Source organism: Vibrio splendidus (genome assembly GCF_024347615.1).
In the GTDB taxonomy this organism is placed as follows: Bacteria; Pseudomonadota; Gammaproteobacteria; order Enterobacterales; family Vibrionaceae; genus Vibrio; species Vibrio splendidus.
The window spans coordinates 2,753,357-2,766,371 of the sequence record NZ_AP025508.1 but is presented as its reverse complement, the minus strand read 5'-3'; the positions used below and the strand labels follow the sequence as shown (position 1 = coordinate 2,766,371).

At 40.6% G+C, this 13,015-nt stretch carries 8 protein-coding genes; 2 read left to right on the top strand and 6 right to left on the bottom strand.

Features of this window, described 5'->3' with window-relative positions; genetic code table 11:
• Positions 1 to 403: 403 nt before the first annotated feature.
• The 3 genes from OCU90_RS12225 to OCU90_RS12215 all read right to left on the bottom strand — a co-directional run bounded on the left by OCU90_RS12225 (position 404) and on the right by OCU90_RS12215 (position 3,107).
• On the bottom strand, positions 404 to 916 hold the full coding sequence (locus OCU90_RS12225) for a hypothetical protein (protein WP_061026018.1): 513 nt from the start codon (positions 914 to 916) through the stop codon (positions 404 to 406).
• Positions 906 to 1,154 carry a hypothetical protein gene (locus tag OCU90_RS12220; protein ID WP_061026016.1) on the bottom strand — a complete coding sequence of 83 codons (249 nt, stop codon included), beginning with the start codon at positions 1,152 to 1,154 and terminating at the stop codon, positions 906 to 908. The genes OCU90_RS12225 and OCU90_RS12220 overlap by 11 nt, the downstream gene beginning before the upstream one ends.
• A 456-nt stretch (positions 1,155 to 1,610) precedes the next feature.
• Positions 1,611 to 3,107, bottom strand: coding sequence for a KAP family P-loop NTPase fold protein (locus OCU90_RS12215; protein WP_061026013.1), 1,497 nt, complete (start codon positions 3,105 to 3,107; stop codon positions 1,611 to 1,613).
• 516 nt (positions 3,108 to 3,623) lie between these two features.
• On the opposite strand from OCU90_RS12215, the gene OCU90_RS12210 reads away from it, so the two are divergent.
• Entirely contained in the window at positions 3,624 to 6,497 is a 2,874-nt protein-coding gene (locus OCU90_RS12210) for a UvrD-helicase domain-containing protein (protein ID WP_061026011.1), read from the top strand.
• A 222-nt stretch (positions 6,498 to 6,719) separates the two neighbouring features.
• Here OCU90_RS12210 and OCU90_RS12205 read toward each other — a convergent pair whose 3' ends face one another.
• The 3 genes from OCU90_RS12205 to OCU90_RS12195 all read right to left on the bottom strand — a co-directional run bounded on the left by OCU90_RS12205 (position 6,720) and on the right by OCU90_RS12195 (position 11,006).
• Positions 6,720 to 8,168 (bottom strand): UvrD-helicase domain-containing protein, encoded by a 1,449-nt coding sequence (locus OCU90_RS12205; RefSeq protein ID WP_061026008.1) that lies wholly within the window; start codon positions 8,166 to 8,168, stop codon positions 6,720 to 6,722.
• Complete coding sequence (locus tag OCU90_RS12200; RefSeq protein WP_061026006.1) at positions 8,165 to 9,874, bottom strand: ATP-dependent nuclease; 1,710 nt, start codon at positions 9,872 to 9,874, stop codon at positions 8,165 to 8,167. Before OCU90_RS12200 ends, OCU90_RS12205 begins: the two co-directional genes overlap by 4 nt.
• Positions 9,875 to 10,052: 178 nt before the next feature.
• Complete coding sequence (locus OCU90_RS12195; protein ID WP_099426177.1) at positions 10,053 to 11,006, bottom strand: hypothetical protein; 954 nt, start codon at positions 11,004 to 11,006, stop codon at positions 10,053 to 10,055.
• Positions 11,007 to 11,390: 384 nt separating this feature from the next.
• Here OCU90_RS12195 and OCU90_RS12190 point away from each other — a divergent pair, with 384 nt between their 5' ends.
• Complete coding sequence (locus OCU90_RS12190; protein WP_081090036.1) at positions 11,391 to 12,908, top strand: ISNCY family transposase; 1,518 nt, start codon at positions 11,391 to 11,393, stop codon at positions 12,906 to 12,908.
• Positions 12,909 to 13,015 lie beyond the last annotated feature (107 nt).

The window sequence follows — 13,015 nt, the reverse complement described above, 5'->3', positions numbered from 1 at the left end:
CTTCCCTTTAGTTCTCTACTATTCAATGGCCTAGAACTAGTTGAACAAAATATTCGTGCGTAACTGTTATTGAAAGTCAGTCTGTTGTGGACTAGAAAATTTAGCTACGTTGTTGGAACTCTAGGCATGAGGAAAAGTAAGTCAAATAGCAGGGCTTGAACTTGCGCTCAACTCTCTTCCTAACGCGCAATGGGGCACTTTCGAGCTAGAAAGTGCCACGGGTAAGTTGTGATCACGGGTAAGATTCAGACTAAGAAGGTGCTGGATATGTTCGTGCCAGTAAATCTGCTAATGAAGCTATTGGCGGATTAGTTGATGCATGGACAAGATAACGTCGCCAGCATAGACGCAGCATTTCAGCTTCCTGTTGATTGGCCTTATTAGTATTATTCTGGACAAAGGATTATGAGTTAAACGCATTGATTCTACTCTGCAAATCTTCATGGACCTCTTGTGCATTCGTAACTAAAAAGTTGCTACAGTTAATCATTCCATTTTGAGCATCAGCCTTAACCAATGACCTCATATTTGATTTGATTTTGTTAAATGTGCCTGGCTCATATTTTTCCTGAAGTGAGTCGAGTAAATGACTGATTCTTGGCTCAAAATCTTTGCCGTACACTGAAACCAGATATGGGAATACTTCTTCGTCAAGTATAGGACGACCAGTGATTTCTTCGCCGATACCTACAGCGTAGACAAGGCTTTCCCAAGTAATCACAGAGAATTTGTTCTCATATGTTTTTTCAATTAAGGATATTTGTGGTTTTAAGAAAAAACTACCTTTTTCAATAACCTTTTCAATTGGAACCATGCCCCCTTTTAGGGCTACTACAGCACCGCGAAGAACGCCAAAAAGCAATGAAATTGGTAATAATATTAGCGTTAAAATTACGGTAAATATTCTAGTGATCATTTGTTACCTCATCAGATAATTCACTGTACAGGAAGTCCACATGCTTTTTATTAACAGTCAAGACATTCCCCGTTAGTAACATCATATCGATAAGATCTATTAGTTCTTGCTTGAAGTCATCGGGCACATCATCAGGGCTTACCCCTCTCAATAGAGTATTTAGTTCTTTATTTTCCTCTTCGAAGAACTCATCTTTATCCTTGACTAAGCTCATTAGAGCATTCAAATCATTTTTCATGTCGTATTCCTATATACTATGAAACTTAGACAATAACATTTAATGGTACGACATCTCAAATGTAACTGACACTAAAAGTGCAAAGTTCAGTACACACTATTTTTTATTGGGTAGAGCCTTGGCCTATAACATAGCATTCCAGGAAAATGAGAAATCGCACTAACTCATTCCCTTTATCGATGTTGCGAACAACCTGTAACGCATTGATATGTTGGGATAAATTTCAGGGTATGCCGACAAGATAAGAAGTGCCAGAATTATAACTAGGTTGTTTTCGAGCACTTTGTGACAACGCTCATTAATCCTGCCCAGACGTTGATTATCTAAGTTGTCTTCAATGCTCTGGGGGCACTAGTTTTTGTATCGCAAAATTTTTGGCTCACCATATGTGCCCTGTGGAAGAAACATGTAATGGGGCATACCTGAGCTAGCCATATCAACTACCCCTTAAGCTTACTATTCGTCAAAAGAAACAGCGTATTCTACCCAGTCTATATAATCACTTTTCTTGGCTGCTAGCCCTAGAAAGTTTAATTGAATATAGTTCTTTTCACCTGCATCGTAGTCGTCTCCTCTAGAGTTTGCACGTAAGGATCGCTCTTCAGAACTCTTATCACCATACGATTTAAATGAGCTGTACTTATCCATGCAATACAACATCTCATACAAGCTGAAATCCACTGCTTCCGTATCTTCAATCGCTACAAAGTACCCCGAGTTGCCACGATGTAAGGGTAAGGATGTTTTATCTAAGCCAGCACTCTCCATTACTTTTTGGAGTGTTGTTGCGTTAATATCAGACCCTACCCAACATTCATACACACTATAGTGTTTGTCCCTTAGCGCAAACAACGTTAGGAGTAAGTACGGGTTCATCGACTTATCAGCACTACTAAGTACCGCTAAAAACTTATCAGCTAACTGTTCTGTATCTCTTAAAGACAAGTTAAATCTACCCGCAACTATGGATATTAGATTCCATAAGTTTCCGCCCACCTCAATAGCAGGGGCATAGCTATTCCAACTAGGTTTTATCGCATAATCCTCACCAATCATATTCTTAACAAACTCATATCTCGACTTAGAAATCGGTAGAGAGTAGCGTCGACGAAAAAATCGTCCGAGGTATGTTTGCGCATCGAATCCTTCACCGTAAACAGCCTTAACCGCGTGTTGTAGTTGCGCAGTATCCGTCGCCACAACAAAAACAATATCCTCCAGCTCAAAGAAGTGCTTAATTACCTCTAGCATCTCGACAGCGTAACTTGGGCGGCAGCGGTCTAACTCATCGATAAATACAAACGCAGGTATCTGTAGGTTCTTCTTTGGGTCGATAGCTTTAATTAGAGATTTGATGTCTTCACGAAGATATTCGACGGTCTTTAACTTCTCGTTGTGGTCATCAACTAAACACTTGGCTAGTGCCGCACCAGCTTCACCGCTCAAGTTATATAGGTCTGTGTTCAACGAGTCGTTGTCATCCTTTGGGTTAATCTCGTCGATGTTCATACCCGTAGCTTTCTTAATTAAGCCTTTAGCTAGTAGTGGTGCTGCAGCCTTAAAGAAACGAGTAGCTTTATTTTTCAGCGCTATCGCCTTCTGATTCCCATCAGGTAGGTGTACTTCAAGAGCGTTAATAATAGACGAGATAACCGTCAACATAGGGTCGTCTGAATAGTCCTGCTTCCATGCATCGACATACACAACAGGATGCTTTTCTTTGATGCTATCTATCCAACGATTGATGAAATAGGTCTTTCCTGCTCCCCACTGTGCGTTCAGATTAAGAACGTAACCATTCTGTGATGAGTTATCGACAAGGTAGCCATGTAGAAATTTAGCGTACTTACCTCTGTGTAACGTATCTATAGGGAAAAGCTCTATTGGATTTCCTTCACTGTCTTCACCTAGTACGGGTTCTTTCCAATCAAAATTAATATCGCCACCTGCCATCTGTAAACCACCAACTTTTTAATAACTTAGTCGACACATACTAAAGAAGATGAATATATTTACTATGACAATGATTGGATAATAAGAACTTAACAGCATTACAGTATGACCGTCGTGGCACGTCAAATCTGGCCTTGCAGTTTAGGGCCTTGATATTAGATTTAATAGTGAAGAATCAACTTACTTTCATTAGTACATAGCGCGGTTGTAGCTCGTCTTGGGGCATAGGTGTTCTAGAGGTCATCTGCTTGCTCTCGTGTGTCACGATCCTCGGTGAAGCAGGCCTCTTTATCGAACTGTGACAAACCCCAGCATATGAGCGCCGTATAATAAATGACCATCTTAACTCAACCATTACACGGTTAGCCATAGTGATGAATCTAGTTTAATAAAGTAGTCCTCAGCCAACCTTAAAATCAATTCAGTGCTTAACCACGCTCAAAGACAACTCATCAACAATTACCGTACAATGGTTGCAACTTTCGAAATACATCAACTTTAAACTGGCTGCGTACAATGATTTTGTGGACTCTTACTTCTAACCCAATTGCCCGTCTCTTTAACAAAGAGATCGAGGTTATAGTAGATGACAATGGAATTCGTGTTATTGAAAGAGGGAATGAAGTGCGTTTTGATTGGCATCACCTCGATTGTCCACCGCATCTCACTCTTTCAATAGACGGCGGGTGTTTGGCTTTGCTATCACGCGGTCAAACATATCGCTATCGAATGCTGGGCTATCTAACTCCTTATCAGTATTCAAAAGAACTGTTTCCATTGTGGGCAAATCAAAGTGCGGAGCGCTTGCAAGACTTCCTAAATGATGCCTACAAAAAATGTACATCTAGTTTCCTTAGAGATTCTTCAATTGAACAAATTCAGTCGGTTGTGAGTCTTGAAATAAAGCGTTGGAAAGGCTGGAAAAAGGTACAAGGTCTTTCAGAACTGGCAAAGAAAACGGCATCACAACTTACTAACATCCAAAACTGGGATGCTTCGGATATAGATAAGATACGCAATCGTTATGTCGCAAAACAACTTGCTCAATTTGAATCGTTCTTTGATGGTGTTGAATCGAATCCTCTGACAAATAAGCAGAGAATTGCTTGTGTGACTGATAACGACAATAACCTTCTACTTGCTGGTGCTGGCACGGGTAAAACAAGTGTCATGGTCGGAAGAACAGGTTATCTAGTTAACAGCGGCCAAGCTAGATCAAATGATATTTTGTTGCTTGCTTATGGACGTATTGCCGCCCAGGAGATGGATGAAAGAATCAAGGATAAATTAGGCTTCGATGATGTGAAAGCGAGTACATTTCACAGTCTAGGCGTGAAGATTATCTCTGCTGTTGAGGGTAAAGCACCGAGCTTGTCCAAGCTCGAAGATAGTGCCAAAGTTAAAGCCAAATGGATGAATGATGAAATCGAGAAATTGATGCTCGATAGTCTCTACAAAAAAAACTTACTCGATTATTTCAGTTCATATTACTACGTCGATAAAAACCCTTGGGATTTTGAATCTCAAGGAGCACATCTTAAGTATCTAAATGATAACGACATCCGCTCAATGAGGGGAGAGCAAGTTAAAAGCTATGGTGAGCTAGTGATTGCGAACTGGTTGTTGCGTAAGGGCATCAACTATGAATATGAAGCTAAATATCGATTTGATGTTGCAACCAGTGAATATCGTCAGTATGAACCAGATTTCTACCTTCCTGATTATGATATTTACATCGAATATTATGGCACCGATGAAAACGGAAACACGGCCCCTTATGTTGATAAGGAGAGTTATCACGCAAGTATCAAGTGGAAACGGGAAACCCACAAGAAATATCAGACGGGTTATGTGGAGGTGTTCTACCATCAACATAAAAACGGAAAACTACTTACCGCGCTAGAAAAAGAACTGATTAAGCGCGGCGTAGAAACACAACCTGTATCTGATAACGCTCTGTTAGCTAACTTGGAGCAGCTAGGTCAAGTGACAGAATTAGCGAAACTGCTTGGAGCGTTAGTTGATATGTACAAAGCAGCGTGTCTGGATGAAGATGGTATAAACAAAATCATCAAAGAGTCGATAGATTCTAGACAAACAGCTAAAGCACTCGAACTATTAATGCCGTTATATCACAACTATGAAAAGTACCTTCGAGACCATCAAGTCATAGATTTTAACGATATGATCGGTAAAGCTTTACAGTATGTTCAAACAGGTCAATTCCTGTCTCCTTGGAAGTACCTGCTGGTAGATGAATTCCAAGATATTTCAGAACCGAGGGCTAGGCTTGTTAAGGCACTACGTGATAGTTACCTTGGTTCATCATTGTTTTGTGTTGGTGATGATTGGCAAGCAATATACCGCTTTAGCGGAGCCGATGTACGACTTACTACAGAGTTTTCCAACTACTTCGGTTCAACTTCTGAAACTACGCTGGATATGACGTTTAGATTTAACAACTCTATTGGGGACGTAGCGACTCGATTCGTCACTCAAAACCCAGTTCAGTTGAACAAAAAGATCAACTCACTAGTCCATGTGAATACTCCTGCGGTAAGTATTGTTCGCCAAGGCAGTGATGAGGTTGGATTATCTGCGCTAGAAAAGACGCTTTCTTCAATATCAAACCAAGTACTGGCGTCCAAGAAGGCGAGTAAGAATAAGGTCTATTTTCTTGCTCGTTACTGGTATCAACTTCCTGATTTGCATCAATTAAGAACCCTAAAACATAAATTTCCTACTTTGGAAATTGAAAACCAATCGTTCCATGCTTCAAAAGGAAAAGAAGCCGAATATGTCATAGTAATGGGGTTGAGCTCGGGAAAGCATGGATTTCCATCTCAAAAACAAACCCCACCGCTTATGGATGCACTGTTACCGCAAGGAGATAAGTTTGAACATGCCGAAGAGCGTCGTTTGTTCTATGTTGCTCTAACCCGAGCAAAACACCGTGCTTATCTACTCGTTGATATGATGGATGCTAGTGAGTTTGTAACAGAGTTGGTTCAAGAAAGATATCCAGTGGAAACTAATGAATTTGATGCTTCACTTATTCAGCAGCAAGCTGAAAAGATTTCATGTCACCAATGCGGTGAGGGCACATTAAGGTTGAAAGTAGGGCAATATGGCAAATTTATGTCTTGTTCTCTCTACCCTAGATGCAAAAACAAAGAGACACCTTGCATCAAGTGTGGAAGCCCAATGAGTCGAGATATCAAAAGTGGTCTTCAAGTATGTATAGATGAAAGCTGTAGTGATGAGCGTCCATTGTGTCAGAATTGTGGCAGTGAAATGAAGCTCTGGAAAGGAAAATACAGCGACTTCTGGGGGTGTTCTACTTACCGTAAAGGGATGGATGGCTCCTGTTCATATAAGCTGAAAGGGTAACCCTGAGAATGAACTAGACATTGATTGGCACGCTAATCGAGCAATTATAGATAGAATTAATCTTTACGTAGATCTTTCTGCATGAAATGTTGCGTCGTTTAGCTAAATTTTGGACAATTCTGTATTAGAGACCTCCCTAAATTAGCAATTCATGAATAACTAAAGGTATGGAAAATCTGGACAAAGCAGATTTTTGGCAATTATCTTTGGTTAATACTATGTTCACTCTAATTTTTTCTTTGTTTTGTGGTTTGGATGATTTGGGTTTAACACTTCAAACCCAATAGATTCAAGGCTTTTAACAATGTCATCGTGGTTGTATTTGTTGCCAAGTAAATCCATGTCTACTGCAACAACAAGCTCTGACTCAGCCCTCGTTAATGCAACGTAAACTATATTCCAAGTCTTGTTGAACTTGGTTACAGCATCTTGCATTAAGCATTTGAAAATCGCTGGTGTTAAGACTAATACACAGACCTTAGACTCTAAGCCCTTAGTGCGCTGGATGCTGCTTATTGTGTACTTAGCCGAGTTGTCCTTGGATGAACTATATTGCTCAGCAGTTCGACAAAGATTTTTAAACAACTCTTTTTCATACGGGATTTCGAGCTTGGCAAGAAATTTACGTATGGAACTGTTGTTGTCATTTTTGGACAGCAAAGATGCAAAGAAACGCTGTAATGAATATATGACCACCCCTTCTTCGTATTCGGGGAATTTTACTGTAAGTAGCTCTTCTACCTCAGGGTCAAATTCGGGTAGTGATCCTGCTTGTTTAGTTGAGTAGTTACCTTCTTTTCTGAAGATGCTAACTAAACTCCCACTCTCAATGTGATGGCTAAGTACAGTGTCATAATGGTCATCTTCTGTAGTGATGAATGTGAGGCGTCCTTCGACTTCAGACAAGCTCATCTGCTCTTGCCCTTTGGGGCAGAAGGTATTTGATAGATCAAGAATCCTCTGTGGAACTCTACGAGATGTCGTGATGTTCGGCAGCACTTTTACTTTTTTGTTGGCTTTGTTTTTTGCTAACCAACCTTTGAAATCTTTCGGATAATCAATTGCTTGCTTGGGATCGCCTACCATGTAAATATCAGCAGAGTTCTCGCCGATTTTTTGAAAAGCTTTAAGAGCGGTTTCGTCTAGATCCTGAGCTTCATCAAGGAAAATCTTGTCAATCGCACTGCTTAGGAGTTTATGAACTTTCCTAACTTTAGATTTCTTCTTCTGGCTGTTGTGTTTTGAATAGTTTTCATCGACAACTCTCCATGCAGCAGAATATGTTTCATCGACATGTATTACCCCAATTTTCTTTAGCCTTGAAATGGTGCTCTTGGCTTCTCTTTGTTTTTTCTCAGCAGACTTTCCAGCAGGAAAGTTTGAAAACGTTTTGCATTGTGAAGAGGTAGTGTGTACTTCATTTAAAACAAAAGGAGAGTAAGGGTAAATGACCTCATTCAATAGAAACGTGTGAACTGTGCAAACTACGATATTGTCTGGCAAGTATCCTAATTGTCTGATAATCGCCTGAGAAATGTTCTGCGTGGCATTGTTGGTATAAGTAATCGCAAAGATTTTCTTATGCGATGTTGAGTCGTAGTGCGCAATGATCTTCTCAGCCAGACTATGAGTCTTACCTGCGCCAGCTCCAGCTATCTGAATCTCAATCATTTCATGAAATCCAAGGCTTCTTGAATGTGTTTGGGTAACGAGATCGGATCTTTGTTCTCTTCATCTAAGATGGAGTCAGCTATCCTGAGCATCCTTTCAGCTTTGCTTTTCTTCAGGTACTCAGCCATATCACTAGAGGTTTTGCACTTCTTCTTGAAAAGTGCGTTCAGGCGGCCAAGGTTTCCATCAGCCTCCGCAAGATCATCTTCGAGCGTATATTTGGTAGTGGTTCTTACTCGAATATTGTCGTTATCAGTATCATACTTTTGATGCTTATCTTTGGTTGAGTCATTGTCATCATAATCTCGAATTATGCTTAACTTCTTCTTAGTATTGCCTTTGTTGACTTGTAGCCAAACGTCCATGAAAGTTGTAAAGCCCGTTTGCTCAATAGATATAACTTCAAGACTGCTAACATTTTCGTTATTGCGATAGAGGATAGCGTTAATCAGCATCTCTTCCGTAGTGCCTTCAACGAGAACGGTCTTATTGCTCAGCAGTAATTTTAGAATGTCGAAGTTTGGTCGCTTACGAAGGTAGTTAGTAAGATGTTTCTTACTATCAATTAGGTGGATCGCATTATTTCCAGATAGGACGATCACGTTGGTTAGCTCAAGTTTATTGATGACCAGTGGACTATGGGAGCTAATTAGCGTTTGTAGAGACGAGCCGCCTTTTTGTGTGCTTTTGTATATAAAGTCAGTTGCGAAGCGGAGGTTGTTGACGCTGAGGTGTGCTTCAGGTTCTTCGATACAGCATAGGTTGAGTGCATTCTTGTTGCCGCTAAAGAACTCAAATAATAGGTAGATGTACACGAGGTTACGATATCCAAGACCACGCTGATACAGATAGCTTTCACCCGACTTCAGAGTAATGTTGGATAGGATGCTTTTTAAATTAGGCAGGTTCGGGATACATTCAAGCTTATCAACAACCTCGTCGAAGAAGTTCTCGAAGTCTGGATCAGGTGTAACGATTTTTGTGAATGTCTCGGTGTTTTCGATTGCATCGAAAAAAGAAGTGTATGCGCTGTTAATCTTGGCTTTGTCGGAATCTTCGAGAGCTGAAATCAACATCTTGGTCAGGATGTCGTTTGATTTCTGAGTGTTACTTTCGGCAAAGTCATCACGCTCAGCGTTGATCGAGTTGATGCCTATAAGTCTTAAATCAGAATAGCTAACCCTTAACCCATTGTTGCTTTGTGTTATGTCGTAATCGTACAGCTCAATTGGCAGGTTGAACCAGCGTGTATCTTTTATGTCCCCGATACCGTCAAGTAGCTCCTTGGCAGCCTTAACAAATTGCTCTGTATCTTTGGGCTTGAAGTCGTAACGAATCTTGTAGCTATCGTCGGCTTCTTCTCCGATTATCCACTTGCCAATAACGCCTTCTTCAATAATGTTCTTTGGCTCAGTAAACTCGACCTCAACTCGAACCTTAGGAATCAGAAGCTTGATCTCATCTTCGTCGTTACCGTTGATGATCGCTTGGTAAAACTCTTTAATTGCTTCGCGGTTGATATCCGATACCGAGAGCCGTTTCTTATTGAAGCTAATGTCATTGTTGTTAAGTGGCAAGGCAAGAGCATCGAATAGGTTAGTTTTACCTGCTTCGTTTTCACCAATAATTACGCTTAGTGGTGAAAATTTGATCTCGAAGTTTTTGAAGGCTCGATAGTTTTCAATTTCGACTGTACGAATGTACATTTATCTTCCATGTAGTAATTGTTTGTTATCATTTTCATAAAGTTAACATCAAACAATGTAGGCTGAAACAAACTTAGACGAAAAAATAGCCCTTCATCAAAGCCATTGTGCTATATGGACTTAACCCCAAGGCTTGAACTGAAGCCGCCATGCGTTGGGAACCTGTCTTAACGCTTTCTTATAATGCAAGTTTCACCATATCTGATTTATCACCATTAAACCCAATATCAACCTTGCCACTATGGATACCACTGTCAGACATAGATATATAAAGGTTCATTTTTTGTAAACTAAGTCCTTGCTCTAATGAAAGCCACTTGCCGATTACCTCTGACTTAGCTGTTATTGGTTGTTTTAGTACATTGCTAGTCATTATATCATTCAGTCCCGCAGCACTAAGGTCAACTAGACTAACCAATTCACGATGCCATTTAACATCTACAGCACCTTGAGTACAGAAATTAATAAAATCGTATCCACTAGACATATAGAGTGGTAACACCCTATCTAACAACTTTAGAAAGTCCTTTCGGATTTTTTCATTTCCTGAGGGATAGAAATCATCCTCATTGTCTGACATCCAAAAAATCGGCTTATCGCTTGGTAACACCGATGCCGTCAAAAAAGAAAATATGTGGGCAATACGCAGCGCTGTTTCAATACTCTGTTTAGGTAAATGAAGAAAACCACCATCCTCTAGCGATTGCTTCAAGTAGTTTTTGCTTCCCCTTTGGTCTTCTGAAAATAGCGTGTTTATCTTTTTATCTACTACTACATTCACAAGCAAACCTGGCAACAAATTATTAGAGTGACGCAAGGCGTCCTGAGCTACTGCAAGCATTTTAGGGTTATGACCCATTTTTTTGAACGATAACTCACCACGGTTTAAACCTCGTACCATGCGTGACTTTTCTACTGCTGCATAGTAGTTCCCTACAAAGTCCAAGGGAGTGAAGAGAAAACTATAAATATGATATTTACCATTAGTCTTTCCTGAGTAATCCGAATACACAGCAAATGATTTGAATGGCGCAGTGTCAAAAACTTTGTCGTACTGCTGAATACAACCATCTAAAACAATGCCTAGTGCGTTCCCCTCTGCTATTGGTAGACTCGGGATATTCTTATACATACTCGATACTCCAATTGCCTCATAATGCTAATTATGACGGTCAATAGCCGTCTTTCACTCACTTGTTCACAAATCAATACCTTATCACCAATTCAAAGGAATTAGTCGGCTAAGATGGGCATAATTTCTAAGTGAGCGAAATTCGCATAACTTTTTGTAGTGTAAATTTACGTTAACTAGATATGAATGAGTAAAAGCACTAACGCATAAAGGGGCATAAACGAGTTTTAAATACCTACTGCAACAATGTGATCACCAAGCGATTCTGTCGTATCGTAACTACCAAGCGACTTTGTCATTCGCTTAATTACCGAGGGAAATTGACGGTCTCTATTTTTACGTAATCCTTTGACTAGTGCTACGAATTAGTCAGGGGTGTATAGGATGATCGTTATGGATACTCAATCTCAGCTTACCGTGGATATCATCGCAAAAGTTGCTCTCGGTAAAATCTCAATTACTAATGCCTCTAAGCTCCTCAAGAAGTCTCGCAGAACCATCGAACGTTATCTCAGGCGATATCGCTCTGATGGTATCCGATTTGTGGTTCATGGCAACACAGGAAGGGCACCCGCTAATAAAATCCCCATTACCTTAAAGCAACAAGTTCAAGCTCTTATAAAGACCAAGTATTACGACTTTAACATGCTTCATCTCGCCGATATGTTAGAGGTATTTGAAGGTATCAAAGTAAAACGGGAGACGCTTCGTACCTGGGCACATGAAATCCATCATGTAAAACGAGCCAAACATCGACGTTCTAAGGTAAGAAGACGACGTGAGCGTATGGAAGCCGAAGGCTTAATGCTGCAAATGGACGGCAGTCCGCACCTTTGGTTCGGTGATAAAAAATCCTGTCTTATCGCCATGATTGATGATGCAACCAGTGAGGTTCATGCGGAGTTTTTTCCTTCAGAAACCACCGAAGGATGCCTCAAAGTAATGAAAACTTATATCAAGAAAAAAGGTCTTTTTAAGACTCTGTATGTCGATAGAGCTGGCATCTTCGGTGGACCAAAACGTTGCCACTTCTCCCAGATGCAACGAGCCTGTGAAGAGCTGGGTATAGAAATTATTTTTGCCAATTCGCCTCAAGGCAAGGGTCGCATCGAACGTGCCTTTGATACGTTCCAAGATCGTCTAGTCCCTGAGTTAAGGCTGGCTGGGGTTACTGATATGATCAGTGCAAATAACTACCTACAAAATACCTTCATCCCTGAGTATTGGGCAACGACCCTCACAGTCAACGCCAAATTAATGCGCTCTGAGCATACACCCGTTCCGAAGTACCTCAACATTGACGCGATATGTATTCAAAAAGAATATCGAAAAATCCGTCGAGATCATACCTTCAGTTACGCCAACGCAATGTATCAAATCACCTCCCCATTACGGCACTCTATCGTGAGTCAACAAGTCGAATTACGTAAGCAACTTGATGGTGGTTTTACGGCTTACTTTGCTGACCGAGAGTTATCGATTAAAGAGCTTACTGAGCCTAGCTCTAGGAAAGAATACGGAGAAGAGGTTCAGAAAAAGATCGAGGCTATAGAGCTTGCCAATGAGTTAGGGAATGTTAGAGAAGCGGCCCGACAAAGCGGTTGTTCTGTCAAAAGCATTCACAACAACCGTCAATTGCTTGAAGCCCATGGCCCACTTGCTTTGAAACGTCTGTATGGTCAATCACACAACAATAATCGCATCGATGAAAAGACTCGAAATATCGTCATCTCATTAACACTCAAATCGCCTCACCTAACCTCTATTAGGATAAGTGGTGAGATGAGAAAGCGTTTTAACATCTCGATTAGTCACTCAACAGTAAGGAACATCTGGCTTGAAGAAAAGCTGAATACAAGAGAGTTACGGGAGGCACGTGCCGAGGAATCAATTATCGAATAGAAACTAATCTGCAATAGTGGACTACTATGAATAGAGCAGCGACAGAATCCTTCGGTATTTAGACCGTCAACCTCCCTCGGTAATCACAAATACCTACTGCAACAAAA